Below are 26,002 nucleotides of genomic sequence, written 5' to 3'. Positions count from 1 at the left end.
CTTAGGGGTGTAAATGAAAACTATATTATTTGTGTTTGATATTTTATTAATCACGGTATTTGTAAGTGCCTGCACCATAAATATAACAGCATATTGTAAAACAAGGCATGTCCGGCAGCTTCTGTCCGGCGTGCTTCTGTTTTTCTTTTGCTTAAATTCCGTTATCATATTTATGTCTGAGTTTCTCTCTGATATGTCCTTCTTTTCAGGCGCCTATAATGTCCTGACGTATTTTGGTGGAAAAGCAGTCTGCGGAATAGCCATAAGTGCCCTGTATCTGTACCTTGTAACCGAGTTAATGGGCAGAAAGCCGGGGATGTTTTATCTGCTGTCTCTTGTTCCTCTGGCTTGTGTTACGGTTTATGTCGGTGATTTAAACGCATCGGTAAAGCAGCACTGGATTTTCTACACCGTACGGCAGATTTATCTGGCAGGATTCCATATTTTTTATCTGTTTTCCATCAGAAGGTCAAAGGAAGACGGGAACAGGGAGAAATACCTGATGTGCAGAAGGTATCTGATCCTGGGAATTGTTTTTGCAGGATTAATCTTCCTGGAGGACAGTCTGGTGATTTTTCATTTTCAGTATGTGATCAATACCCTTGGCTTTAAGATCTTTCAGGAACATAATGTGAGTGAAGATATATTTTTTGTATTTTTGGCAGTGATAGGTATTATAGAAGGCTTTCGGTGCCTGATTGCACAAAAGCCGGAGGAAGTGCCGGAACCGGAACCGGTTTTAGTGCGGACAAAACCAGATTCAGCAGAGATCATAAAGGACCCATTCCCGTCTGAATATGGATTAAGCAACCGGCAAAGGGATGTGTTCTATCTGCTGATCCGGGATAAAACATATCAGGAGATGGGGGAGGAACTGGGGCTGTCCGTTGGAACGGTGAAGTTTCATGCCCATGGGATTTATGATAAGACAGATTCCAAAAACCGGTCGGAATTAATTGAAAAATACAAATCATTCCATGACAATCAGGAGGAATGCAAAAAACTTTCATAAAGAGCGAAAAGCTCCTGTCTGGAGGAAGTTCCTGTTTTTTGATGGATGTGATGGATATGGGTGTTTACTGTACGGGCAGAAATTGTAAGTGTGGTTGCGATAATCTCTGCATCGCCCTGCTGAAACAGATGTGTAAGGATCTCCTGTTCTCTGGGAGTAAGGGAATAGGTATCACAGAAACGGTAGAAGATTCCGTCTTTTTCTGTTTTGGTTAAATCTCTGGAATAAGAAGATTCAGTCTCGCAGTGCTGCGGGGCTGTTTCTTTTTTTATGAAATAAATCATGTAACACAGGCAGCAGAGAGCAAAAAAAACATCATAGGAAATGTTCCGGTAGGCATGAAGACCATTCTCAGCAATGCCGACAACGGAAAATAGAAGCGGGCACGCACAAAGAACAGGTTTGGAATTCTCTTTATATAGAAAGAAAGCCACCACAGCAGTCCTGTAAAACAGATAGAGCATAGGCGCAGAGCGGTAGAGAAACAGGCGTAGGGGAGTGACGTGCTTTCCAGGAAGAAAAAGCAAAAGAACACATAAAAAGAACAGGATTACAAGTTCTCTTTTTTTGATACTGGTTTCTCCCATGAAATCACTGGTGATGGCAAGCAGGCACATAGAAACAGTAAGGGAGATAAAGGTATGAAAGACTGGTACAGTGCGGTAGGCAGTCTGATACAACTGGGAAAAGCCAGGAAGAAAATCCGCTCCAAAGGCGGCAGTCTGGCTGACCAGCAGACAGGCAAGCAGAAGCACCAGGTAACTCCCCTGTCTTTTCCTTTCTTTTAGAAGATCACAAAGGGATAGAAGGCAGGCGCCGGAATATAGAATAGTCAGAACAATATTGTAGAGAAAAAGCAAAGGTATCAAGCTCCTTTCCTTCCTTAAGATTTGATCTCAGTATACCCCACTTAAGGAAAATGGTCAACACTGTTTTGTGCAAAATGTATATAGTTTAGTATGAGTTTTGTTAAAAGTTAAAAGTTATGTATAAAAATAATAAAAAAGTTTATTCCAAACTCGATTTTTAAATGGTAGTCTTTGCGTAACAGAGATGCCAAAAAGGAAAATCTGTTGCAAGTACAAAAGAAAAAATAAAAAGGAGGGTATTGAATATGCAGGGAATTCATGTGAAAAGTGAAATTGGGCGTTTAAGGAAAGTATTGCTGCACAGACCCGGAAGGGAACTATTAAACTTAACACCAGATACATTAGAGAGACTTCTCTTTGATGACATTCCATTTCTGGAGGCGGCGCAAAAGGAGCATGACGCATTTGCAAAAGCATTGAAAGATCATGGGGTGGAAGTCTTCTATCTGGAAGATATGGTTGCCCAGGTACTGGATTTAAGTCATGACATCAAAGAGAAGTTTATCAGGCAGTGGATTGAGGAAGCTGGTATCTGCACCGATTTGTACAAAAAGAAAATCTATGATTATATGATGCAGTATCAGGGAAATACCAAAGAACTGGTTTTAAAGACTATGGAGGGGATTGTCTTAAAGGAGCTGGATTACAATAAGAATGATTCTTTAGTGGATCTGATGAGTGATCCGTCTAAACTGGTGGTGGATCCTATGCCCAACCTTTACTTTACCCGAGATCCTTTTGCCTGTATTGGGGAAGGGGTCAGCTTAAACCATATGTATTCCGTAACACGAAACAGGGAAACCATCTACGGAGAATATCTATTTAAGTATCATCCGGACTTTAAGGGAAACGTCGATCAGTATTATGACCGTTATCATGCTTTTCATATTGAAGGAGGAGATATTTTAAATATCAGTGACAAGGTTCTGGCAGTGGGAATCTCCCAGCGGACGGAGCCGGATGCCTTAGAGCTGCTGGCAAAGAACATTTTTTCCAATAAAAACAGTACCATTACAACTATATTAGGATTTGATATTCCAAATAGTCGTGCATTTATGCATCTGGATACAGTATTCACGCAGATTGATTATGATAAATTTACCGTCCACCCTGGAATTCTTGGGCCTCTGAGGGTATACAAAATTGTAAAAGGTCAGGGAGACAGAGAGATCCGTGTGGAAGTCCTTTATTCTGATCTGGAGACGATTCTGGAAGAAAGTCTGGGACTTAACCGCGTAGAACTGATTAAATGTGGTGGAGAAGATATGATTGCCGCCGAGAGGGAACAGTGGAACGATGGTTCCAACACCTTATGTATTGCACCTGGAAGTATTATCACCTACGAAAGAAATACAAAAACCAATCAATTGCTGAAAGACAAAGGCCTTCATGTGATTGAGATACCAAGTGCGGAACTTTCCAGAGGCAGGGGAGGCCCACGCTGCATGAGTATGCCTTTAGAAAGAGAAAATCTGTAAACCGTTGATAAGAAAGGAATGAACACCATGGCAGTTAATTTAAGAGGACGAAGCTTTTTAAAAATATTAGATTTTTCACCAGAGGAAATCCGTTATCTTCTTGATCTTTCAAAAAACTTTAAAGATTTAAAAAGAACGCACACCCCCCACCAGTATTTGCAGGGAAAAAATGTTGTTCTTCTGTTTGAGAAGACTTCTACAAGAACCAGATGTTCCTTTGAGGTGGCAGGCAGAGACCTTGGAATGGGTGTTACATATTTAGATCCCGGAAGTTCCCAGATGGGCAAGAAAGAGAGTATTGCAGATACCGCCCGGGTTCTTGGAAGAATGTATGACGGCATTGAGTACCGTGGATTCAGCCAGGAACTTGTGACAAAACTGGCTGATTATTCCGGAGTACCAGTCTGGAATGGTCTGACGGATCAGTTTCATCCAACCCAGATGCTTGCAGACCTTCTGACCATGGAAGAACATTTTGGATATCTGAAAGGAATTAATTTCACCTTCATGGGCGATGCAAGAAATAATATGGGAAACTCTCTTATGGTGGCGTGTGCGAAAATGGGATTGAACTTTACCGCCTGTGCACCAAAAGAGTTGTGGCCGGAAGAAGAGCTGGTTCAGATCTGCAAAACAATTGCAGCAGAAAACGGCTGCACCCTTACTCTTACCGAAGACGTTTCAGAAGGAACAAAGGGAGCCGATGTGATTTATACCGATATCTGGGTATCAATGGGAGAGCCAGATGAGGTATGGGAGAGCCGGATCAAACTTCTGAGTCCGTATCAGGTCAATGACAAAGTGATGGAGAATGCAGGAAAGCAGGCAATCTTTATGCACTGTCTCCCCTCCTTCCACGACCGGGAAACAACGGTGGGAGAGGATATTTTTCAAAAATACGGTCTTACGGAGATGGAAGTGACCAATCAGGTATTTGAAGGGAAATATTCTAAAGTATTTGATGAAGCAGAAAACCGCATGCACACCATTAAGGCAGTCATGTATGCAACTCTTTGCTAGAAAGGCGGATAAGGTGAAACGAATTGTAATTGCACTTGGGGGAAATGCCCTGGGTAATACCTCTAAGGAACAGTTAGAACGGGTCAGAATCACAGCAGAAGCAGTGGCAGGTCTGGTAAAAGAAGGTTATCAGGTGGTGGTCTGCCATGGAAACGGACCCCAGGTGGGAATGATCAATCTTGCCTTTGAAAAGGGAAGTGAAGCAGGGATTGTTCCGAATATGGAACTGCCAGAATGCACTGCCATGAGTCAGGGATATATCGGATACCATCTACAGCAGGCGATTGATCAGGCTCTTGTGAAACATGGAATCAGCGATACAGTGGTAATCACCATGCTGACACAGGTAATTGTAGATGCCGGCGATCCGGGATTTCAAAATCCCACCAAACCCATTGGCGGATATTACAGCAAGGACGAAGCAGACCTGCTGATGAAGGAAACCGGTTACACCTATGTGGAAGATTCCGGCAGGGGTTACCGAAGGGTTGTGGCATCCCCAAAGCCAGTCAGCATCTATGAAAGAATCTCTCTTAATACCTTAATCAATGCCAACCATGTGGTAATTGCCGGCGGTGGCGGCGGAATTCCAGTGGTCAAAGATCCGGATGGTTCCTATCATGGAGTTCCGGCAGTGGTGGATAAGGATCTTGCAGCGGAGAAACTGGCAGAGCTGGTAGATGCAGATGCGTTTGTCATTCTTACGGCTGTGGACCGGGTGTGTCTCCGTTTTGGAAAGCCGGATCAGAAGGATCTGGAAGAGATTACATTAAATCAGGCACAGCAGTATGTGTCGGAAGGACATTTTGCAGCAGGAAGTATGCTTCCCAAAGTCTTGGCAGCCATGGAATTTATTAAATCCAAAAAAGATGGAACTTCACTGATCTGTTCTCTGGAAAAAGTCGGAGATGCTTTGAAAGGAAAGACTGGAACCAGAATTGTAAACCAATAACCGTGTATAGAAATTGGTCTGGAAGGATTTGATTATGATGAAGGAGTATCAAAAACTGCAATCCCAGTTTTGCTCCAGAATTGATATGAAAAGCATATGCACGTTTGATTATGAAACGGCATCAGAAAACACGGTTCCCCTGTATCATCAGGGTTCCAGATTCCTTCTTGTGAAGAAGGGAAAAGGAACTCTGATGATTGACCGGGAGTGCTTCCAGTTAAAGGCAGGAGTGATGCTTTCCATTCTGCCCTGGGTCTGCACGCAGATGATCCAGGTTAAGGAACCGCTGACGTTTGAGGTAATACGGTATAACTATGATGTGGTAGCAGATATTTTAAAGACATCCTCCAGTATCTATGATCCTGTATCCGTATTAAAAAGACTGGAAGAATCACCTGTTGCCTTCCTCACAGAGGAGATCAGGGAAGAGGTGGAGTACCTGTTTAAACGGATTAGAGAGGAAGTGGGGGTAGAATCCGTTCTTCTCTGTGGGAAAAGAAAATCCTATCAGGAAATGAGTGTTGTCATGCGGCTGTCTTCGCTGATGATTGCCTTTTGCAGATCTGTGGAAGAAGGAAAAGACCGGGATCTGGGGCAGGTTGACAGTGATAACCGTGTTTTAATATTACGTTATATTTATTTGCATTTAAGTGAGAAGTTAACCCTTGGAACCGTTTCCAGGCAGTTTTATATGAGCTGTTCTTCTGTAAGGGATTACATAGACAAAGTCACAGGCCTTTCCTTTCCTCAACTGCTCAATGAGATGAGGATTGCAAAAAGTCTTAATTATCTGTTGTATACAGATCTGACCTTAGAGGAAATAGCGGACATTTTGGGATTCGTGGATTCTGCCCATATTTCAAAAGTATTTTTAAGCCGTATGGAAAACAGAATCAGCGATTACCGTAAAACGTATCAGAAGGTACTTAAAATCATTAATATAGAAGAAAAAAAACTGGAATACCGACTGGTGGAGTACTTAAAGAAGAATTACAGGGAGGATCTTACAGCCTCTCAGTGTGCCAAAAAATTCGGAATCACCATAGAGGAAATGAATCGGCATTTCCTCGCTCAGACAGAATGTAACTTTTACGAATTTCTTCATCGGTTAAGAATTAATAAGGCAAGTGAACTGCTGATTCTTACAGATATGCCAATTGAAGATATTGCAATTGAAGTAGGATATGGCACAGTCCGGACGTTCCGGAGAAATTTCTTAGCACTCAGGCATGTACTTCCCAATCAATTTCGAGTGGGAAAGACAGAACTTTTGAATTAAAGGGAAAGGAAAAGCGTGAACGAGTCAGAAAGAGAGAACATAAAACGGGGACGTCAGAGAATCATCTTAAGGCTGTTAGAGGATGATTCCATCCGAACCCAGGAGACTTTGAGAAAACGTCTGAGGGCACAGGGAATTCATGTGACCCAGGCAACCCTGTCAAGAGATATCCGTGAAATGAGTCTGGTAAAACGTCCGGATGGACAGGGATATGAAAAGAGCAGGGTAATACCAAAGCATCAGATCAGTCATCGTCTGTTTGTCCTTTTTTCCATGGCAGTTGTGAGTGTGGAATGCTCTGGAACCATCATCGTAATTACCACCCAGCCAGGAATGGCAGCATCAATCTGTGCCGTTATTGATGAACTGGACTGGCGGGAAATCATAGGAACCATTGCCGGAAATGATACGATATTTGTAATTTCAAAAGAAGGAATGACAGATCAGCTTGTCCGCCAGTTCCAGGATATTCCATTATAACCGTATTTGTCTTAAAAGGTAAGAGCCAGAAAAAAACTGGTATGTATTTTACTGCTTTCCTGTCTGTATAATGCACTTAAAGCAGGTTGTCCTGATGATATAATGTTCCTGTCTGAAAGGTATAATCAGGTAGATGAACGAAGCAGGAGGAACAATTATGTACACATTGGTAATTAACTGCGGAAGCTCTTCCCTTAAATTCCAGTTAATCAACCCGGAATCAGAGGAAGTGCTGGCAATTGGACTTTGCGAGCGGATTGGAATTGATGAGAGCAAGGTCACTTACCAGAAAAAGGGCGGAGAGAAGAGTGTAACCGTTGCACCTATGCCCACACACAAAGAAGCAGTTAAAATCATGCAGAGATTGCTCACCGATGAACAGTCGGGTGTTATAAAAAGTTTAGATGAAGTCGGATCAGTTGGACACCGTGTTGCCCATGGAGGAGAGATTTTCACCTCTTCTGCCCTTATTACAGAGGAAGCATTAAAGGCAATTGAAGAATGCTGTGCTCTGGCACCTCTTCATAATCCAGCCAGTTTAACCGGCATAAGAGCGTGTCAGGAGCTGATGTCGGAGACTCCTATGGTGGCAGTCTTTGATACGGCATTTCACCAGACCATGCCAGAGATGTCCTACCTCTATGGTCTTCCTTATGAGTATTATGAGAAGTATAAGATCAGAAGATACGGATTCCATGGAACCAGCCACAGCTACGTTTCTAAGAGAGTGGCAGAATATCTGAAGAAAGATTATGAGTCCATGAAGATTGTGGTATGCCATCTGGGCAACGGTTCCAGTATCTCAGCCGTTAAGAATGGAAAGTCTGTAGATACCAGTATGGGATTTACTCCTTTAGAAGGGCTTTTAATGGGAACCAGAAGCGGAGACGTAGATCCTGGCGCCATGCAGTATCTGATGAATAAAGAGAACTTAACCATTGATGAGATGCTTGATGTGCTCAACAGAAAATCCGGCGCTCTTGGAGTATCCGGAGTATCCAGCGATTTTCGTGATATTATGAAGGCAGCAGAAGAGGGAAACCACAGAGCACAGATTGCCCTGGATGCCTTTACATACCGTGTTGTAAAATACATTGGTGCTTATGCAGCAGCCATGGGTGGAATTGACGCCATTGCCTTCACCGCAGGGGTAGGGGAAAACGATGGAGCCATGAGAAAGAAAGTCTGTGACCAGCTTGCATTTTTAGGAATTGGAGTAAATGAGGAAGCAAATGCAAAAAGAGGAAGCGAACAGTTAATTTCCACTGAGGATTCTAAAGTAGCCGTTTTAGTGATTCCAACAAATGAAGAATTAGCCATTGCCAGAGAGACAATTTCCATCGTTTCATAAAACAGTTTATAAGCCTGAGTGGGGTTAAAAGGGCTTAAAATAAAAGAGCAAAAGGAGAAGGAAAGACATGGATATTTTTGCTTTCATCGGGGCATTTGGGGGAGGAATCATTGGAGCATACTTAGGAGCGCTGCCGGCATTTATACTGACGGGACTGCTTGCCATAGCAGGAGCGGTAGTGGCGATGGCGGGGGGAGGAGACGTAACCATCGGTTATGTTGCCTTTGGTTCCTACCTTGGTCCTCATGTTGCTTTTGCAGGCGGCGTGGCAGCGGCGGCTTACGCAGGAAAAAAGAAGCTTCTTAAAAGCGGCACGGACATCTTGTCTCCTCTGTTTGGATTGAATGATCCCATGACCTTGGTCGTGGGCGGTGTGTTTGGTGTCCTTGGGTTTGTGATTCACTATGGAGCAGGCAGTGTTTTACGTCTGAATACCGATCTTCCTGGAATCACCGTTGTTATATCTGGATTGATTGCACGGTTTGCATTTGGAAGCAGCGGTCTGATTGGAAAAACAGAATCGGGAGAAAAGAGAGAATACATAACGCTTGGAAAGGGATTATTCTGCAATGTGCTTCTTGGCGGCGGAATCGGGACAGCAACCGGATTTGTGTACCAGACAATGGCAGCGGCCGGAGCGTCAGAAGCTGCTATTGGGAATTTCCCTGTTCTCTGTTTTGGAATTGCGGCATTTTCTCTGATGTTTACCCAGACCGGGTTTGCAGTTCCTTCAACCCATCACATTGCCCTGATTTCGGCATTGGCAGCGGTGATTTCCGGCAATCCGCTTATGGGAGTTGTCTTTGGAATTCTGACTGCATTATTTGGTGATTTTATTGTGAAGACTCTTAACAGCCATTGCGATACCCATGTGGATCCGCCGGCATGTACCATATTTATCTTCACATTTCTTGTAAATATATTGTTTGGGAATGGATTCTTTCTTCCCTGACAATCTTTATACCAATTAAAAACAAGCATGAGATACCTGAAAAGGGTTGTCTCATGCTTGTTTTTGTCTGATTGATTACGCATCCTGCGTTCGTGGCGTTTAAGAGATGCCGGCGGCGTATTTTGCTACGGTAATATCCTGCTCTGTTGTTCCTCCTGAAACACCCAGTCCGCCGATCAGACGGCCGTTGAAGGTAATGGGGACTCCGCCTCCAAAGACACAGAACTTCCCTGGGTGGGTTTCTTGAAGCCCATAAAGAGGCTGTCCGGGAAGAACGGATTTAGCAGCTTCTTCGGTTGACATACGAAGGGCAACTGATGTATAGGCTTTTGCATTGGAAACTGCGATTCCTGCAAGAAGGGAATCATCCATACGGTGCATGGCAACCATGTTCCCACCTTCGTCCACGACAGTAAAGACCATGGGAACTGCAATGGATCTTGCCATCTCTTCCCCCCGTTCGATTAAAAGCAAAGCTTCTTTTAAGGTCATTCTCTCTCCCTTTAAAGCCTGTATTACAGCCGCTGCAATATCTCCCGTCATTTGGGAATCATTCATACAAATACCTCCTGGTAAGGACTTTCATAGGTTTAACATTATTATAAAGGGGAACTCCTCTGGCTTCAATGACAGTCCAATCCGAAAAAAGGGACGATCCAATACAAACGGCAGATAAAGGGCAGGTCTTGATAATACATAAAACCAGTCTGTAGATTACATGAAGCGGAGGCATATGTCTGGGGAAGGTCTGAAAACCCATTGTTCCAGTCCATACATCCTGCTTTGACACTCCGGTAAGACAGAGTATAACGGATTCGTGAATTCTGACATCATAAAAACCAGTGTGAAAAGGGTTTTAAAAGCACGGTTGGCAGGGGAAAAACAGAAGAAGTCTGGATTGTACATTATTTATGCTTTAAAAATGTTTCATTATTTTCGTATGGATGCGATATGATGTGGACAGAGGAATCATCCAAAAACTTATTATGTAGAAGGAGGATATTTTATGCTTGCAAAAGGGTTTACAGAGCCAACGGAGCGTGTAAAAAAATTAAAGAGTGCTATCGTTAACGCGGTTCCATATGTAGAGTCAGAACGTGCCGTTCTGGTAACAGAATCTTATAAAGAAACAGAGGGTCTTTCTCCAATTATGAGGAGAGCAAAGGCAGCGGATAAGATTTTCAGGAACCTTCCTATTACCATTCATGATGATGAGTTAATTGTAGGTGCCATTACAAAGAATCTCCGTTCCACCGAGATCTGCCCTGAGTTTTCCTATGAATGGGTAGAAAAAGAGTTTGATACCATGGGAACCAGAATGGCAGATCCATTCCAGATTCCACAGGAGACTAAAACAGAATTAAGAGAAGCATTTAAGTACTGGGATGGAAAGACAACCAGTGCCCTGGCAGAATCCTATATGTCCCAGGAAACAAAGGACTGTATCGACTATGGCGTATTTACAGTAGGAAACTACTTCTATGGCGGTGTTGGTCATGTATGTGCAGATTACGGCAAAGTATTAAAGATCGGATTTACAGGAATTATCCGTCAGGTAATGGAAGCTATGGCAAAGTTAAATACCGGAGATCCTGATTATATTAAAAAGAAAAATTTCTATGAAGCTCTCATTATTACATATACGGCTGCAATTCAGTTTGCACATCGTTACGCAGCCAAAGCCAGAGAGATGGCAGCGGTTTGTCCCGATGCAAAGAGAAAAGCAGAGCTGCTTCAGATCGCATCCAACTGTGACCGGGTTCCGGAACAGGGTGCAACCAATTTCTATGAAGCATGCCAGTCCTTCTGGTTTGTACAGATCCTTCTTCAGATTGAGGCCAATGGTCATTCTATTTCACCAGGACGTTTTGATCAGTATATGAATCCATATCTTACAATGGATCAGGGAATTTCCCATGAGTTCGCACAGGAACTGGTTGACTGTGTATGGGTAAAATTAAATGATGTCAATAAGACAAGAGATGAAGTGTCCGCTCAGGCATTTGCAGGATATGCAGTATTCCAGAACCTGATCGTAGGCGGTCAGACAGAAGATGGTCTTGATGCCACCAATGAGATGTCTTATATGTGTATGGAAGCAGTTGCTCATGTAAAACTTCCTGCACCTTCTTTCTCGATCCGTGTTCACCAGAATACACCGGACGAATTCCTTTACCGTGCCTGTGAGCTGACTCGTTTAGGCCTTGGAGTTCCGGCTATGTATAACGATGAAGTGATTGTTCCGGCACTCTGCAACAGAGGAGTATCCTTAGCAGATGCCAGAAATTATTGTATCATCGGCTGTGTAGAACCACAGTGTCCGAATAAAACAGAGGGCTGGCATGATGCCGCATTCTTTAACATTGCAAAAGTGTTAGAGATTACTCTGAATAACGGAAGAGTTGGAGAGAAGCAGTTAGGTCCTGTAACTGGAGAGATTACTTCCTTTACTAACTTAGAGCAGCTTTTTGAAGCATATAAAAAACAGATGGAGTATTTTGTATACCATCTTGCAGAAGCAGATAACTGCGTGGATTATGCTCATGCAGAGCGTGCACCCCTTCCATTCTTATCCGCACTGGTTGATGATTGTATTGGCCGCGGCAAGAGTGTTCAGGAAGGCGGAGCCATCTATAACTTTACCGGTCCTCAGGCATTTGGTGTAGCAGATGCGGGAGATTCCCTGTGCGCCATTAAGAAACATGTCTTTGAAAACAAAGAGATTACAATGGCACAGTTAAAGGAAGCTCTTGATCATAACTTCGGATATGACTGCGAGAATGCAGCATCAGCAGAGATCACAGACGAAGCAAAAATTTATGAAGCAGTAAAACGAATTTTAAGCAACAACGGTTCCATTAATCTTGCAGATTTACAGGCACAGTTAAGCAAGCCGGTACAGCAGACTTCCGGTAATAAGGAAGACTATGCCCAAATCAAGAGAATTCTTGAGAATACCCCATGGTATGGAAATGACGAAGATGAAGTGGATATGATCGCAAGACGCTGCGGACAGATTTATTCCTATGAAGTGGAAAAATATAAAAACCCAAGAGGCGGTCAGTTCCAGGCGGGATGTTATCCGGTATCTGCCAATGTATTATTCGGTAAGGATGTTGGAGCACTTCCAGACGGAAGACTGGCTAAGAAACCTTTAGCAGACGGTGTATCACCAAGACAGGGAAAAGATACCAATGGCCCGACTGCCGCTGCCATGTCAGTTTCAAAACTGGATCATGCCAATTATTCAAACGGAACCTTATATAACCAGAAATTCCTTCCCTCTGCATTGGCAGGAGATGATGGTCTGAAGCATTTTGCTTCAATTGTACGTTCCTATTTTGACCACAAAGGAATGCACGTTCAGTTTAACGTTATTGATCGTGAAACACTGTTAGCCGCACAGGCTGATCCGGATCAGCATAAAGATCTGGTAGTCCGTGTAGCAGGATACAGCGCACAGTTTACGGTTCTTGCAAAAGAAGTTCAGGATGACATTATCAGCCGTACCGAGCAGACCATGTAAAGGGTTCCGGCATAGAAAAGAAGGGAGTCGGCATGGATTCGATTAATTATAATCTGACGGGAACCGTATTTGATATCCAGCGGTTTTCCCTGCACGATGGTCCGGGAATCCGTACAATCGTATTTTTAAAGGGTTGTCCTCTCTCCTGTCAGTGGTGCAGCAATCCGGAATCCCAGAGTATAAAGCCAGTCATGATGTATAAGAAAGATGAATGTATTCATTGCGGACGCTGCATAAAGGCATGTAAGGCGGGAGCCATCAGCCCGGAGAATGAAAACTGGATTGACAGAGATTTGTGCACTGGATGCGGAGAATGTGCCAATACATGTCCTACAGGTGCCCTGGTTTCAAAAGGAAAAACCATGTCTATCCAGCAGGTTGTGCGGGAACTGAAAAAGGATGCAACCACTTACCGCCGTTCCGGAGGGGGAATCACCCTTTCCGGAGGGGAGCCGCTGGTGCAGTATGAGTTTGCTTCAGAACTTTTAAAAGCCAGCAAGAGCCAGGGCTGGAACACAGCCATTGAGACAACTGGAATTGGAAGTGCTGAGGCAGTTGAAGCAGTTATACCATATGTGGATACGGTTCTTTTAGATGTGAAACATATGGACCCGGAACAGCATAGGCGGTTTACGGGGGCTGTCAATGAAGGAGTTATAAAGAATGCTCCCCGCATCACCCAGATATCGAATACGGTAATCCGGGTTCCGGTAATTCCTGGTTTTAATTATTCCACGGAGGCGATCGGCGCCATTGCAGAATTTGCAAAAACACTGACCGGTATAAGAACCATACATCTTCTCCCCTATCATTCATTTGGAGAAAATAAGTATGAATTATTAGGAAAAGATTACGAGCTGAAACATGTAAAACCGCTGAATCCGGAAGATCTTTCAGAATGTAAGGCAATTGTGGAAAACTTCGGTTTTCGGTGTGTAATCGGTGGATAGTATGATTTGAGAATGGAGGAAAACAATGGATCAGCAGTTAATTGAAAAAGTAATGAAACAGGTCTCTGACGAACTGGGAATCAAACCAGAAACCAGACAAGAGACTAAAAAAACAGAAACAGCACGTCCGGCAGCAGCAGGAATTGGAATGACGGAGTATGTGGGAACCACAGTTGGTGATACCATAGGTCTTGTCATTGCCAGTGTGGACCCAATGCTTGCAGATGCCATGAAGCTTGGAAAATACCGTTCCATCGGTATCATAGGCGGCAGAACTGGCGCAGGTCCTCAGATCTGGGCAGTGGATGAAGCTGTAAAAGCAACCAATACAGAAGTCCTTTCCGTAGAACTTCCAAGAGATACAAAAGGCGGAGCAGGACACGGAAGTTTAATCTATATCGGTGCAGAAGATGTATCCGATGCCAGAAGAGCTGTTGAGATTGCACTTCAGGTACTGCCAAAATATTTTGGAGATGTTTATTCCAATGATGCGGGCCATCTGGAGTTCCAGTATACTGCAAGAGCCAGCTACTGTCTGGAAAAAGCATTTGGAGCACCTATGGGAAAGGCATTTGGAATGACCTGTGCAGGACCTGCAGCCATTGGAACGGTTCTGGCAGATGTTGCAGTAAAAGCAGCAAATGTTGAAGTGGTAAGTTACAGCTCTCCAGCGGCTGGAACCAGCTATTCCAATGAGACAATTCTTACCTTTACCGGAGATTCCGGTGCAGTAAGGCAGGCAGTGCGTGCAGCCATAGAAGCAGGTAAGAAGCTTCTTGGAGCAATGGGAGACGAAGCAAAATCCTCTCAGCAGCCCTATATTTAAATAAGAAACCAAAAGAGAAACGTAAGGAAAAATAAGGAGGCTTAACTATGAGCGCAGACGCATTAGGTATGGTAGAGACAAAAGGTTTAATCGGAGCAATTGAGGCAGCAGATGCCATGGTAAAATCAGCAAATGTAACACTGGTTGGATATGAAAAGATCGGATCAGGACTTGTAACTGTTATGGTAAGAGGAGACGTAGGTGCAGTAAAGGCAGCTACTGATGCAGGAGCTTCTTCTGCAGCAGCAGTAGGCGAACTGGTATCTACCCATGTAATTCCACGTCCTCATTCTGACGTTGAAAAGGTTCTTCCAAATATTCTGTAATCAGGAATTCTTAAAATGAGGTGGACGAATTGAACATCAGTGAAGAGCAGCTAAAAGAATTGGTGCTTCGGATCTTAAAGAAACTGGAAGAAGAGGGCATAAAGGAAAAAAAGCTGTTGTATATGATCTGCACCTCAGCCTGGGACGAAAGGTATGTGGAATTTTTAGAAGAAATCAAAGAGTCCGGAGAATACCGTGTCTGTCCTGTCATTCCAGATGAATGGCAGGAAGAGGGACGGCAGTCCAGACTTTCCAGTATTTCCTCTTGTAAAGAGATCCGCTATCATTCCCAGGGAATTCCGGTAGATTTAGAAGGTGCGGTGACTGTTTTTCCAGTTGTTCCTACAGAGATAACAGTAAAAACTGCTCTGTGCCTTCATGATACCTTTGAGACATCCTGGATTGGTGCATGCTTTCGGGCGGGGAGCCGGATACTGTTTCTGCAGTCTGGACTCACTCCGTTTTCCGGAAAAGAACAGCCCGCTTATCAGGAGCAGATATTATCCTATTACAGAAGCATTTTACAGTATGGAATCGAGATTGGATCTTTGACATCCGCTGTTCCGGAACAGAAACACACTGTTTGCGGTACCGGGGGAAAAAGAGTTATAACAGCATCCAATGTAGAAACATATGCGTCAGACGGGGTACTCCCTTTGCAAAAAGGGGATATTATTACAGATCTGGCGAAAGACAAGGCAAGGTTATTAAACATTGTCTTACAGTAAACAAAAGTTGTGAGGTGATACAATGAAACAGGCATTAGGATTGGTTGAAATCCAGGGACTATCAACGGCAGTACTAGTGGCAGATGCCATGGTGAAATCGGCAAATGTCACAATTCTTGAGATTGAAAACACAAAGGGTCAGGGCTATATGACCGTCAAAGTCGCCGGAGATGTGGGAGCGGTCAATGCGGCTGTAAGCGCAGGAAAGCAGACTGGACTGGAAAACCAGAAACTGGTGTCCTTTAAAGTGATTGCCCGGCCGGCAGACTCCGTGGATCAGATCTTCGGTGCTTCCAAAAATTTAAAAGCAGAAATTCCTCCGCAGCCATCCGCTTCCAGTGATCAGCAGGAGCAGACAGATAAGAAGCCAGAAGCTGTAAAAGAAGTGCTTTTAAAAGAAGAAGCTGTAAAAGAGGAAGCCGTAAAAGCAGAAGCCGTAAAAGCAGAAGCTGTAAAAATAGAACCTGTGAAAGAGGAATCTGTGAAAGAGGAACCGTCTAAGGAAGAGGCAGTAAAGCCAGAGCCTGTAAAAGCGGAACCAGTAAAAGAGCAGCCTTCCCAGCAGCCAAGAAAACCAGGCAGCCGTAAGAAATAGAACTTGATCGCGGAAAGGAAAGGGAAGAAAAATGAGGCTGGCAAAGATTACAGGTACTGTTGTAGCGACCAGAAAAGATGAAACCCTGACGGGTTACAAACTGATGATCGTTCGCAGAATTGATTCCCAGGGCAATTTCATAGATTCGGAAGAAGTAGCAGTAGACTATGTGGGAGCAGGAGTAGGCGAAACGGTTTTAATCGGCCAGGGCTCCTCTGTCCGCGTAGATAAAAGGAAGCGGGAAGCGGTTATTGACATGGCAATTATCGGAATCGTCGATAACTTGGTCGGTTAAATGCTTTCCCCATCAGCTTAACAGGAAAGGAGGTAAGAAATAGCATGATTAGCAGTATTTACTCCAGTGTAACAGATGCAGTAGCAGCAGCGAAAAACGCATCTGCAAAGTATGCCGCTCTGACGTTAAATGAACGGCGGCAGGTAATCGAAGCAGTAAGGGCAGCTCTTCGTCCTCTGGCGGAGGAACTGGCGGTGCTGACGGTAGCAGAGACCTGTATGGGTAATGAAGCCGACAAGACCGAGAAGATTCGTCTGGCAATCGAAAAGACTCCGGGTGTTGAGGATCTGATTACAGAGGTCAATACAGGAGATCACGGCATGACCTTATATGAACTGGCTCCCGTAGGAGTTGTCTGTGCGGTTCAGCCCTCCACAAACCCCTGTGCAACGCTCATTAACAATACCATCGGAATGCTGGCAGCAGGAAACGGTGTGGTGCACTGCCCTCATCCAAGGGCGTTAAGAGTATCCCAGCTTGTGACAGCAGTAATCAGCAATGCCGTATTAAACACCTGTCAGATTCCCGATCTTGTGGTAACGCTCCATGAGAGCCTGATGGGATACACAAAAGAGATTATGAGTCATCCGGACGTAGACCTTGTTGTCTGTACCGGAGGAGCGGATTCTCTTTCTCAGGCAATGTCTTCCGGAAAACGGGTAATCGGAGCAGGTCCCGCCAATCCGGTTGCCATCGTAGATGAAACTGCAGATTTAAAACAGGCAGCGTATGATATTGTCCGTGGAGCCGCATTTGACAATAATTTAATGTGTACTTCTGAAAAATGTATTGTGGTGACAAAGCCGGCGGCAGAAGAAATGATTTATCAGCTTTTAAAGAAAGGGGTTTATTATGTAAAGGATGAAGCGGAAATCCAGAAGCTTCTCCAGGTCGCAGTAACACAGGACCTGACCATTCACAAAAAACTGGAAGGAAAAAGTGCTGATAAGATCCTTGCCAGCGCAGGAATCTCCTGTTCCTCTCCTGTGAAGCTGATTGTAGTGGAAACAAAGAAGACCCATCCTTTTGTAACCCTTGAACTGTTAATGCCTTTAGTGCCTCTGGTTATTGTTTCTGATTTTGACGAGGCATTAGAAACCGCATTAGAAGTAGAACAGGGATTCAAACATACAGCTACGGTCCACTCCCAGTCCATTGAACACTTAAACCGGGCGGCACAGAAGATGCAGACCTCTGTATTCGTTAAAAATGGTCCGTCTCTGCTTGGAGTGGGATTTGATTTGGAAGGGCATACCAGCTTTACCGTTGCAACAGCGACGGGAGAGGGAACCGCCACAGCAAGGCATTTCACCAGAAGAAGAAGGTGTACGCTGACTGATGGCTTTGCCCTCCGTTAATCTTTGAGAAAGCAGGTTGTAAACTATGTTGGAAGGGTGCAATAGCAGAACCTATTTCGTAACCTCAGAATCCGTAACCAAAGGGCATCCCGATAAAGTCTGCGACCAGATCGCTGATGGGATTCTTGATGCTTATCTGGCAGAGGACCCTGCTTCCAGGGTGGCGGTAGAGGTTATGGCGTCTACGAACACGCTGATGCTGGCAGGAGAAGTTACCTCAAAAGCACAGATTGACGTCATAAAAAAAGCAAGGGAAATTATTCGGAATATCGGATATGTAGAGCATGGAAAAGGCTTTGATGCCGACACCTGCATGATCTTTACCAATATACATAATCAGTCTCCAGACATCTCTCAGGGAGTGACAAAGGGAAAAGACGGAGAAAAAGAAGTGCTTGGAGGCGGAGATCAGGGTGTTATGTATGGCTATGCAGTGAATGAGACTGAAAGTCTTATGCCCCTGCCCTGCTATCTGGCAAACCGCCTGGCAGAGAGACTGGATCATATCAGACAGACCCAGGGCGGCTCCTTTCTATATCCCGATGGAAAAACCCAGGTTACAGTCCGGTATAACCAGGCAGGAGAACCTGTTGGAATTCACAGCATTGTGGTATCTGTTCAGCACAGTGAAGCGGTTTCCAAAGAGGTGCTGGAAGCATTTATCCGGTGTACGGTCATTGAGCCGATCATTGATTCCGATCTTATGACACCAAAGACAAGAATTCATATTAATCCCACCGGGCGGTTTGTGATTGGCGGTCCGGCAGGAGATACGGGTGTCACAGGAAGAAAGATTATGGTAGATACCTACGGAACCATTGCGAAACATGGAGGAGGAGCCTTCTCCGGTAAGGACCCCACGAAAGTGGATCGCTCTGCTGCTTATATGGCACGGTATGTGGCAAAGAATATTGTGGCGGCAGGTCTGGCAAAGCGATGTGAAGTGGCTCTTGCCTATGTCATCGGCGGAATAGAGCCGGAGGCAATTACAGTTAATACATTTGAAACCGGAACCATTCCGGACAGTCAGATGGAGACACTTGTAAAAAATGTATTTTCTTTCGGGGTTTCCGATTGCATATCCGAATTAAAGCTTCGCAGACCCCAATATTTAAAGACGGCAGCCTATGGCCATTTCGGAAGAAGCGACCAGGGATTTGGCTGGGAAGAAACAGATAAGGCATGGATATTAAAACAGTTAGCCTTTTCATAGAATAATAATGTAAACATAATTTCAGGAGGAAAAATCAATGTCAAATGAAGCATTAGGAATGGTAGAAACAAAAGGTCTGGTAGGAGCAATTGAAGCAGCAGATGCTATGACAAAAGCAGCCAATGTAACCATGATCGGCTACGAGAAGATTGGTTCTGGTCTTGTTACAATTATGGTTCGCGGTGATGTAGGCGCAGTAAAAGCATCTGTTGATGCAGGAGCAGCCGCAGCAGCCAATGTAGGGGAAGTGGTATCCCAGCATGTGATTCCAAGACCTCATACCGATGTAGAAAAGATTTTACCAAAATTATAATAAACAGGTAAAAAATCAGTTCAAAAGGAAAAGGGAATCATGGATAAAGAAGAATTAATTAAGCTTGTGACCAAGCGGGTAATCGAGAAGATCAAAGATTATGATACACATAAAGTTCCCATAGGGGTATCGAACCGGCATGTCCATGTATCCAGACAGGATTTAGACATACTTTACGGAAAAGACTACGAACTGACAAAAAAGGCAGATTTAAAACAGCCTGGCCAGTTTGCCAGCAATGAGACAGTGACCATACGAGGCCCTAAGGGAGAATTTGAACGGGTGCGGATTCTTGGACCAGTGAGAAAACAAAGTCAGGTTGAGGTTTCAAAAACCGACAGTTTCCGTCTTGGAATCCGGCCTTTCATAAAGGAATCCGGAGATTTAACAGGTACTCCCGGACTGGATTTAGTCGGTCCGGCAGGAACCGTTTCTCTTTCAGAAGGAGCCATTGTTGCTTTACGCCACATACATATGACACCAGGTCAGGCACAAGCCATGGGCTTGAAAGACAAAGACATGGTGGAAGTAGAGACATTTGGCGAAAGGCGTGGTGTATTCGGAGATGTTCTGGTTCGTGTATCGGATCAGTTTGCTCTGGAAATGCACGTTGACGTGGATGAGGCGAATGCCCTTTCACTAGGCAATGGCGACTATGTAATTATCAGAAAAGAGCAGTAAGGATTGCCAAAACAGACTCACAATAAGGGAAAGAAGGTAGAGACACTTGGATATGGATTTAAAAGCAATTGAGCAGATGGTAGAACAGGTTTTACGGGAAATTCAGTCAGAAAAACTTATCAGCACACCGGAACAGAATGTAGAAAGATATGGTCTCTTTACAACCATGGATGAAGCAATTGAGGCTTCTGAAAAAGCACAGAAAAAGCTGTTATTTACCGGAATTGCTGATCGTCAGAAATATGTAGATGTAATGCGTAAAACCATTTTGAACAAAGAAAATTTGGAGCTGATCTCCAGACTGGCAGTGGAAGAAACTGAGATCGGCCATTATGAACATAAACTCATTAAGAACCGTCTTGCTGCTGAAAAGACTCCTGGAACAGAGGATCTGGTTTCCGAAGCAGTAACCGGTGATAATGGTCTGACTCTTACAGAGTATTGCCCATTTGGAGTGATTGGTGCGATTACACCAACCACGAACCCAACCGAGACAATCATCAATAACTCTATTTCTATGATTGCAGGGGGCAATACCGTTATTTTCAGCCCTCACCCAAGAGCAAAAAAGGTTTCCAGACTTCTTGTTAAGATGTTAAACAAAGCCTTAAAAGAAGCAGGTGCACCTTCTGATTTAATCTCTATGGTGGAAGAGCCATCTCTGGAGAATACAGAAAAAATGATCAGCAATCCAAAGGTACGTCTTCTGGTTGCTACCGGCGGTCCTTCTATCGTAAAGAAAGTTCTTTCATCCGGAAAGAAAGCAATTGGAGCAGGAGCAGGAAATCCTCCGGTTGTAGTTGATGAAACCGCAGATATTAAGAAAGCCGCAAAAGATATTGTTGATGGCAGCAGTTTTGATAATAACGTTCCCTGTATCGCAGAAAAGGAAGTATTTGCAGTGGATTCCATCTGTGATCACTTAATCCAGTACATGAAGGAAAACGGAGCTTACCTGATCACTGACAAACAGCAGATCGAGGATTTAAAAGCGATGGTAACCACAGAAAAAGGCGGACCAAAGACTTCCTTCGTTGGAAAAAGTGCCGTATATATCATGGAGAAACTGGGCGTAAAAGTACCGGATTCTGTTCGTGTTATTATTATGGAAGTGCCAAAGGATGACCTGTTTGTTCAGGAAGAGATGATGATGCCAATTCTTCCAATCGTTCGTGTATCAGATGTAGATACTGCAATTGAATATGCACTGGAAGCAGAGCATGGAAACCGTCATACTGCTATGATGCACTCCCAGAACGTGGAGAAATTAAGCAAGATGGCAAAAATGCTGGAAACCACCATCTTTGTAAAAAATGCACCATCTTATGCAGGAATCGGTGCAGGCGGAGAAGGTCATACCACATTTACCATTGCAGGACCTACCGGAGAAGGCCTTACTTCTGCAAGATCCTTCTGCAGGAAGCGCAAATGCGTTCTCTCTGATGCATTCAGCATTCGATAAGACGAACCTCCGGTATGAACGGAATAAGAAGGAGAAACGCAAATGTCAAATGTATACATGAAAACCAGAATACAGGAAGGGAAGCAGGCAAAGGAATATTTGAAGAGTCTGAAAAACAGACGCATCATGATTGTCTGTGATAAATTCCTTGCTGAAAATGGAGCTGTTAAGTATTTAACGGATATTCTTTCTTCTGGCAATGTTGTAGAGCTGTTTGACAAAGCCATCCCTGATCCCACCATTGCGGTGGTTGGATCGGGGATTTCCATGATGTGCCGGGTGAAGCCCGACGTAATCATTGGCTTTGGAGGCGGATCTGCCATTGATACTGCAAAAGGAATTATTTACTTTTCCATGGCAAAACAACTGGCTCCCAAACCTCTTTTTGTAGCAGTTCCAACAACCAGCGGAACCGGTTCAGAAGTGACTTCTGCGTCTGTTATCACAGATCCGGAAAATAAGAGTAAGCATCTGATTGCCTCAGAAGATATTCTGGCGGATGTGGCAATTTTAGATCCGGTGCTGACGGTGACTGTTCCCCAGGTGGTAACGGCAAATACAGGAATGGATGTGCTGACTCACGCATTAGAGGCTTATGTTGCCACCGGCGCCAATGTATTTTCCGATGCAATGGCAGAGAAATCCGTAGAACTTCTGTTAAAATCTCTTCTGGGCTGTTACATGGATGGAAAAAATCTAAAGGCCAGAACCATGATGCAGGAAGCTTCCACTTTGGCTGGAATCGCATTTAATACGGCTGGTCTGGGTGTGAACCACAGCATTGCTCATCAACTTGGAGGAACTTTCCATGTTCCACATGGCCTTGCAAATGCTATACTATTAAATCAGGTGATTGAATATAATAGTAAAGATCAGGAAGTCCTTAAAAAGTATGCTGCACTTGCCTTAAAAGTTCAGCTTGCAGAGCCAAAGGAAACCCCAGGGGTTGCCGTAAAGGCACTGAAAGGGTTGATTACAGCTCTGATGCGCTGTATGAATATGCCGTCCTCCATCAAAGAACTGGGAATTGACCGGACGGAATATGAAAGTCAGCTTCAAAATATGGGAGATAATGCCCTTATGGATGCCTGCTTTGCCACTACTCCTACTAAAATCGGAGGTCAGGAGATTAAAAAGATTCTCCTTGATATCTACGAAGGACAGGAAAATGGCAGTCAGGGATAAAAATAACATAAGGCCGAGCTGTTTTATATGACAGCCCGGTCTTCTTGTGTTATTCTGATATAGAAACCAATCATTTACAGGAAGATGGCAAACAGATCATAGTAGCAAAGAGAGGTTACAAAGATGGAAGAATATCAGGAACTGCTCCATTTAGCTGAAATGCAGTCAGATACCCCGGATGATTATTTCAGTACAGATGAAGAAGGCAATATGACGAAACTGGATATTATCCACTTATTCGGGAAAGAAAAGCTGGAGAACATTCAGAAGAGTCTTTCAAAAGCAACGGGAGTTGCGTTTGTAACGGTGGATTTTAGAGGCGAACCTATCACCGATTCAACCTATTTTTCCAGTTTTTGCAGTCAGGTGCGAAAAAGCGAAGAAGCAATTGAGCGGTGCAAGTCCTCTGATGCCTTTGGCTCCATACAGGCAGCCGTAACAAAAAAAACCAATGTGTATTTTTGTCCCTGCGGTCTTTTGGAGATGGCGATTCCCATCATTGTCAGAGGGCATTATCTTGGCGGCTTCATCGGCGGACAGGTTCGGTGTCTGGATGCGCCGGAATCCGTAAGTCGTCTGGAATCGGTGATGCGTTCCGATGAGTCTGAAGAGGTAAGGGAACAGTGTGAGGAATTCCGAAAAGAGATTCCGGTTTATTCTTATGAGAAGTTTTTAGACATCGCCAATCTGGTATTTCTTGTTATCAACCAGTTAAGCGAGAATGAAGTCAGCAAACACCTTCATGAAGATGTTTTAAAGAGAAAGATCAAAAGAATCCAGGGAACCAATCAGGTTCTTGTAAAAGAGATCGCCAAAAAGAACATGGAATTGCAGGAATTGAAGATGAATTTCAACCCCTGTGAGATCATGGATGTGATGACATCTCTTATGAACCTTTCCATTATGGAGGATACGGAACAATTTCAAGACTTTTTGGGTTCTTTTATTGAATATACAAAATATAAATGTATGGAAAAGGGAACCTTTGTCCCTGTAACCAAAGAACTGGATCATGCAGAAAAGTATCTTTTGATTCAGAAAAAGAAGCTGGGAGACAGGCTGCAGTATTCCATTCAGGTGCCAAGAGAGATGCACATGAGAAAGATGCCCTCCGGCATTTTATTGCCGTTTATCCAGGATGCCCTTTATAATGGGGTCATGTTAAAAAAACAGGGTGGGAAGATATCCATAGGCGGAGCCATCAGGAATAACAACCTGATTATGGAGATCAGTGATGACGGTCCCGGTCTTTTAGAGGTAGAATTAGAGGCAAAGTATGAGGCGTTTAAAGACAAGCATGAAGGATATTACATCAAACTTGGGAAAGACTATGCAAGAGAGAAGATGAAAAAGCTTTTCGGGGAAGAATATAGGATTATTTCAGAGAATATCAGGAATAAAGGATGTAAAAACATTCTGATCTGGCCTGAACATTATGAAGAAAGGACGGAATAATCATGTACAGGGTTCTGATTGCGGATGATGATATTTTAATGCAGGAAGCCTTGAAGATTTTAATATCCAGAGACGAGTCCTTCCAGATTGTTCAGGTGGTAGGCAGTGGAGACAGTGCTGTCAAAGCATGCAGAGAAGACGCCATAGACATTGTATTTATGGATATGCTGATGCCGGGTATGACAGGACTGGAAGCCAGCAGGATGATTCATCAGTCAAATCCGGAGATAACCATTTATATGCTTTCCGCCTTTTCCTCCCATGTATTTATACGAAGCATGGCAAGAGATGAAGTGAAAGATGTTTTAGAAAAGCCTGTCACGTGGGCCCACTTAAAGAAGGTACTGGAAAATTATAAGACCAACCATGAAGATACGGTTATGACTCATCAGGAGGAACTGGCAATATTCCTTAGACAGAAAGATTTTGGAGAGTTCTACCGGAGTCTGTCCGGAATCATTGACCAGATTTATGAACTGGCAGGAGAGGATTCTGCAAGGCTCATAAAGCTCTTTACTTATATTGGTCAGAATCTTTTGGATACCAGAATGGTTTACGATGAAAACATACAGATCGGAGAGCTGTTCCCCATCAATGAAGCCTTAATTTCTGATCGGAAAACCTCGGAACTGTGGCTTTTCCGGGTAATGGATTATCTGTTTCAGCAAAACAGCATTAACCGTTATCCCCTATTGGAGAATATATTTCTTTATATAGAAAACCATATTAAAGAAGATATTACCCTTAATACGATTATAGAAAACTGTGCCATAAGCCAGGGATATTTAAGCCGTATCTTCCGGGAGCAGCTTAATGTCAGTGTCACAGAATACATTCACATGAAAAAGCTTCATCTGGCAAAGGGATATTTTTATTTTACAGAAGACAGCATTGCTGATGTGGCATATCGGCTGGGATATAATGAAAGCAGTTATTTCAGCAAAGTATTCAAAAAGTATGAAAAAATAACCGTGAAGCAATATAGAATGGAGACGCGAAAAAAGCGTTCTTTGTGATGGAGAATATAAAAAGGAATTGCCTTCTGATGATTCTTATGTTAAATTATGAACAAACAGGTTCATTAGAATGATTCGGGAGGAATTCAATCATGTTGCAGCAATATCTTATGAGAAAAATTCAGGAGACCTTGAAAAAAGATATTTCCAATGGTTACAATAAGGATAAAGATGGAAACCCAGTGTTAGTCATAAGTGCTTTTTTTAGAGGTATCTCCTGGTTTATGCTGATTCTTGGCATGATTGCGTTAGGATTTTGTATTTTTTCTCCTGAGCTTTATGTGATGGAGGGCATTGATCCGGGAGACATTCCTGTTTTTATGTATTGTATTTCTATCTCCCTTCTTTTGATTTCTCTGCAAATGTTATGTTATAAAGTTATCCTGGAAAAAGATACACTCATAATACGAAGCCTTTTTAAAAGGAGAAGAATCCCTATGGAAGAACTTCGTCAGGGTGCTATGAGGACGCCGCCCCGGAATGTAAGATCCAGGTACGTTGCTTTTGCCACAGGTACCGGAAGACGGGTGCGTATTGTATATGTGCTTACCCAGGGAGGAGCGGCATTTATAAAGGTGATCTGCAGCAGAATCGGGCACCGTTTCCTAAGGGATTTTCCACAATTGCCCAGAATGCGTCATATTCATTTCCTGAAAAATAAAGAATAAAAAAAGTCGGCT

General features: G+C 43.7%; 26 protein-coding genes. 24 read left to right on the top strand and 2 right to left on the bottom strand.

What is annotated here, in order from left to right:
* Positions 1-13 precede the first annotated feature (13 nt).
* A complete protein-coding gene (locus FAY33_RS07770) occupies positions 14-1,012 on the top strand; it encodes a helix-turn-helix transcriptional regulator (RefSeq protein WP_143320426.1) in 999 nt (332 codons plus the stop codon).
* Here FAY33_RS07770 and FAY33_RS07765 read toward each other — a convergent pair.
* Positions 985-1,881, bottom strand: a complete 897-nt coding sequence (locus FAY33_RS07765; RefSeq protein ID WP_143320424.1) for a helix-turn-helix transcriptional regulator — start codon at positions 1,879-1,881, stop codon at positions 985-987. The two genes, FAY33_RS07770 and FAY33_RS07765, sit on opposite strands and share 28 nt — an antisense overlap.
* 245 nt (positions 1,882-2,126) lie before the next feature.
* On the opposite strand from FAY33_RS07765, the gene arcA reads away from it, so the two are divergent.
* The 7 genes from arcA (at position 2,127) to FAY33_RS07730 (ending at position 9,393) form a co-directional block, all read left to right on the top strand.
* Positions 2,127-3,359, top strand: a complete 1,233-nt coding sequence (gene arcA, locus FAY33_RS07760; protein ID WP_143320422.1) for an arginine deiminase — start codon at positions 2,127-2,129, stop codon at positions 3,357-3,359.
* A 27-nt stretch (positions 3,360-3,386) separates the two neighbouring features.
* Positions 3,387-4,379, top strand: coding sequence for an ornithine carbamoyltransferase (gene argF, locus FAY33_RS07755; RefSeq protein ID WP_143320420.1), 993 nt, complete (start codon positions 3,387-3,389; stop codon positions 4,377-4,379).
* Between the two features lie 13 nt (positions 4,380-4,392).
* Positions 4,393-5,331: a carbamate kinase gene (arcC, locus tag FAY33_RS07750; RefSeq protein WP_143320418.1), complete on the top strand. Its 939-nt coding sequence runs from the start codon at positions 4,393-4,395 to the stop codon at positions 5,329-5,331.
* A 34-nt stretch (positions 5,332-5,365) separates the two neighbouring features.
* A complete protein-coding gene (locus FAY33_RS07745; RefSeq protein ID WP_143320416.1) occupies positions 5,366-6,610 on the top strand; it encodes an AraC family transcriptional regulator in 1,245 nt (414 codons plus the stop codon).
* A gap of 15 nt (positions 6,611-6,625) precedes the next feature.
* Positions 6,626-7,090 carry an arginine repressor gene (locus tag FAY33_RS07740; protein WP_143320414.1) on the top strand — a complete coding sequence of 155 codons (465 nt, stop codon included), beginning with the start codon at positions 6,626-6,628 and terminating at the stop codon, positions 7,088-7,090.
* A gap of 157 nt (positions 7,091-7,247) precedes the next feature.
* Entirely contained in the window at positions 7,248-8,441 is a 1,194-nt protein-coding gene (locus FAY33_RS07735) for an acetate kinase (RefSeq protein WP_143320412.1), read from the top strand.
* A gap of 67 nt (positions 8,442-8,508) precedes the next feature.
* Positions 8,509-9,393, top strand: a complete 885-nt coding sequence (locus tag FAY33_RS07730; protein WP_143320410.1) for a hypothetical protein — start codon at positions 8,509-8,511, stop codon at positions 9,391-9,393.
* 99 nt (positions 9,394-9,492) lie between these two features.
* On the opposite strand, the gene FAY33_RS07725 is transcribed toward FAY33_RS07730, so the two are convergent.
* The gene (locus FAY33_RS07725) at positions 9,493-9,951 is read right to left on the bottom strand and encodes a heme-binding protein (protein ID WP_143320408.1); all 459 of its coding nucleotides are present in this window, start codon (positions 9,949-9,951) and stop codon (positions 9,493-9,495) included.
* Between the two features lie 448 nt (positions 9,952-10,399).
* Here FAY33_RS07725 and FAY33_RS07720 point away from each other — a divergent pair, with 448 nt between their 5' ends.
* The 16 genes from FAY33_RS07720 (at position 10,400) to FAY33_RS07640 (ending at position 25,990) form a co-directional block, all read left to right on the top strand.
* The gene (locus tag FAY33_RS07720) at positions 10,400-12,919 is read left to right on the top strand and encodes a glycyl radical protein (RefSeq protein ID WP_143320406.1); all 2,520 of its coding nucleotides are present in this window, start codon (positions 10,400-10,402) and stop codon (positions 12,917-12,919) included.
* Positions 12,920-12,951: 32 nt separating this feature from the next.
* Entirely contained in the window at positions 12,952-13,869 is a 918-nt protein-coding gene (locus tag FAY33_RS07715; protein WP_143320404.1) for a glycyl-radical enzyme activating protein, read from the top strand.
* A gap of 25 nt (positions 13,870-13,894) precedes the next feature.
* Complete coding sequence (gene pduB / locus FAY33_RS07710; RefSeq protein WP_143320402.1) at positions 13,895-14,695, top strand: propanediol utilization microcompartment protein PduB; 801 nt, start codon at positions 13,895-13,897, stop codon at positions 14,693-14,695.
* Between the two features lie 47 nt (positions 14,696-14,742).
* Entirely contained in the window at positions 14,743-15,021 is a 279-nt protein-coding gene (pduA, locus tag FAY33_RS07705) for a propanediol utilization microcompartment protein PduA (RefSeq protein ID WP_143320400.1), read from the top strand.
* Between the two features lie 29 nt (positions 15,022-15,050).
* Complete coding sequence (locus FAY33_RS07700; protein WP_143320398.1) at positions 15,051-15,749, top strand: hypothetical protein; 699 nt, start codon at positions 15,051-15,053, stop codon at positions 15,747-15,749.
* Between the two features lie 22 nt (positions 15,750-15,771).
* A complete protein-coding gene (locus FAY33_RS20055; RefSeq protein ID WP_279231851.1) occupies positions 15,772-16,344 on the top strand; it encodes a BMC domain-containing protein in 573 nt (190 codons plus the stop codon).
* Positions 16,345-16,375: 31 nt separating this feature from the next.
* Positions 16,376-16,639: a EutN/CcmL family microcompartment protein gene (locus tag FAY33_RS07685; RefSeq protein WP_143320396.1), complete on the top strand. Its 264-nt coding sequence runs from the start codon at positions 16,376-16,378 to the stop codon at positions 16,637-16,639.
* A gap of 44 nt (positions 16,640-16,683) precedes the next feature.
* Entirely contained in the window at positions 16,684-17,997 is a 1,314-nt protein-coding gene (locus tag FAY33_RS07680) for an aldehyde dehydrogenase (protein WP_143320394.1), read from the top strand.
* 25 nt (positions 17,998-18,022) lie between these two features.
* Positions 18,023-19,210 carry a methionine adenosyltransferase gene (metK, locus tag FAY33_RS07675; RefSeq protein ID WP_143320392.1) on the top strand — a complete coding sequence of 396 codons (1,188 nt, stop codon included), beginning with the start codon at positions 18,023-18,025 and terminating at the stop codon, positions 19,208-19,210.
* Positions 19,211-19,247: 37 nt separating this feature from the next.
* The gene (gene pduA, locus FAY33_RS07670; protein WP_143320391.1) at positions 19,248-19,523 is read left to right on the top strand and encodes a propanediol utilization microcompartment protein PduA; all 276 of its coding nucleotides are present in this window, start codon (positions 19,248-19,250) and stop codon (positions 19,521-19,523) included.
* A gap of 39 nt (positions 19,524-19,562) precedes the next feature.
* Entirely contained in the window at positions 19,563-20,204 is a 642-nt protein-coding gene (locus FAY33_RS07665; protein ID WP_143320389.1) for a phosphate propanoyltransferase, read from the top strand.
* A gap of 46 nt (positions 20,205-20,250) precedes the next feature.
* Complete coding sequence (locus FAY33_RS07660) at positions 20,251-21,666, top strand: aldehyde dehydrogenase family protein (protein ID WP_185967534.1); 1,416 nt, start codon at positions 20,251-20,253, stop codon at positions 21,664-21,666.
* Positions 21,667-21,708: 42 nt separating this feature from the next.
* Positions 21,709-22,851, top strand: coding sequence for a 1-propanol dehydrogenase PduQ (locus tag FAY33_RS07655; RefSeq protein ID WP_143320385.1), 1,143 nt, complete (start codon positions 21,709-21,711; stop codon positions 22,849-22,851).
* Between the two features lie 123 nt (positions 22,852-22,974).
* Positions 22,975-24,306 carry a PocR ligand-binding domain-containing protein gene (locus FAY33_RS07650; protein ID WP_143320383.1) on the top strand — a complete coding sequence of 444 codons (1,332 nt, stop codon included), beginning with the start codon at positions 22,975-22,977 and terminating at the stop codon, positions 24,304-24,306.
* A 2-nt stretch (positions 24,307-24,308) separates the two neighbouring features.
* The gene (locus tag FAY33_RS07645; RefSeq protein WP_143320381.1) at positions 24,309-25,322 is read left to right on the top strand and encodes a response regulator; all 1,014 of its coding nucleotides are present in this window, start codon (positions 24,309-24,311) and stop codon (positions 25,320-25,322) included.
* A 92-nt stretch (positions 25,323-25,414) separates the two neighbouring features.
* Positions 25,415-25,990 (top strand): hypothetical protein, encoded by a 576-nt coding sequence (locus FAY33_RS07640; RefSeq protein WP_143320379.1) that lies wholly within the window; start codon positions 25,415-25,417, stop codon positions 25,988-25,990.
* Positions 25,991-26,002 lie beyond the last annotated feature (12 nt).

This window comes from Clostridium sp. HBUAS56010 (assembly GCF_007115105.1).
Classification (GTDB): Bacteria; Bacillota; Clostridia; order Lachnospirales; family Lachnospiraceae; genus Lacrimispora.
This window is presented reverse-complemented; position numbering and strand designations above follow the sequence as displayed.

Coding starts and splice junctions, on each gene's coding strand:
- FAY33_RS07735 (WP_143320412.1), top strand. CDS start 7,248: ATGTACACATTGGTAATTAACTGCGGAAGCTCTTCCCTTAAATTCCAG.
- FAY33_RS07680 (WP_143320394.1), top strand. CDS start 16,684: ATGATTAGCAGTATTTACTCCAGTGTAACAGATGCAGTAGCAGCAGCG.
- FAY33_RS07640 (WP_143320379.1), top strand. CDS start 25,415: ATGTTGCAGCAATATCTTATGAGAAAAATTCAGGAGACCTTGAAAAAA.
- arcA (WP_143320422.1), top strand. CDS start 2,127: ATGCAGGGAATTCATGTGAAAAGTGAAATTGGGCGTTTAAGGAAAGTA.
- FAY33_RS07645 (WP_143320381.1), top strand. CDS start 24,309: ATGTACAGGGTTCTGATTGCGGATGATGATATTTTAATGCAGGAAGCC.
- pduB (WP_143320402.1), top strand. CDS start 13,895: ATGGATCAGCAGTTAATTGAAAAAGTAATGAAACAGGTCTCTGACGAA.
- FAY33_RS07655 (WP_143320385.1), top strand. CDS start 21,709: ATGTCAAATGTATACATGAAAACCAGAATACAGGAAGGGAAGCAGGCA.
- FAY33_RS07770 (WP_143320426.1), top strand. CDS start 14: ATGAAAACTATATTATTTGTGTTTGATATTTTATTAATCACGGTATTT.
- pduA (WP_143320391.1), top strand. CDS start 19,248: ATGTCAAATGAAGCATTAGGAATGGTAGAAACAAAAGGTCTGGTAGGA.
- argF (WP_143320420.1), top strand. CDS start 3,387: ATGGCAGTTAATTTAAGAGGACGAAGCTTTTTAAAAATATTAGATTTT.
- FAY33_RS07745 (WP_143320416.1), top strand. CDS start 5,366: ATGATGAAGGAGTATCAAAAACTGCAATCCCAGTTTTGCTCCAGAATT.
- FAY33_RS07730 (WP_143320410.1), top strand. CDS start 8,509: ATGGATATTTTTGCTTTCATCGGGGCATTTGGGGGAGGAATCATTGGA.
- FAY33_RS07725 (WP_143320408.1), bottom strand. CDS start 9,951: ATGAATGATTCCCAAATGACGGGAGATATTGCAGCGGCTGTAATACAG.
- pduA (WP_143320400.1), top strand. CDS start 14,743: ATGAGCGCAGACGCATTAGGTATGGTAGAGACAAAAGGTTTAATCGGA.
- FAY33_RS07720 (WP_143320406.1), top strand. CDS start 10,400: ATGCTTGCAAAAGGGTTTACAGAGCCAACGGAGCGTGTAAAAAAATTA.
- FAY33_RS07715 (WP_143320404.1), top strand. CDS start 12,952: ATGGATTCGATTAATTATAATCTGACGGGAACCGTATTTGATATCCAG.
- FAY33_RS20055 (WP_279231851.1), top strand. CDS start 15,772: ATGAAACAGGCATTAGGATTGGTTGAAATCCAGGGACTATCAACGGCA.
- FAY33_RS07685 (WP_143320396.1), top strand. CDS start 16,376: ATGAGGCTGGCAAAGATTACAGGTACTGTTGTAGCGACCAGAAAAGAT.
- FAY33_RS07650 (WP_143320383.1), top strand. CDS start 22,975: ATGGAAGAATATCAGGAACTGCTCCATTTAGCTGAAATGCAGTCAGAT.
- FAY33_RS07665 (WP_143320389.1), top strand. CDS start 19,563: ATGGATAAAGAAGAATTAATTAAGCTTGTGACCAAGCGGGTAATCGAG.
- metK (WP_143320392.1), top strand. CDS start 18,023: ATGTTGGAAGGGTGCAATAGCAGAACCTATTTCGTAACCTCAGAATCC.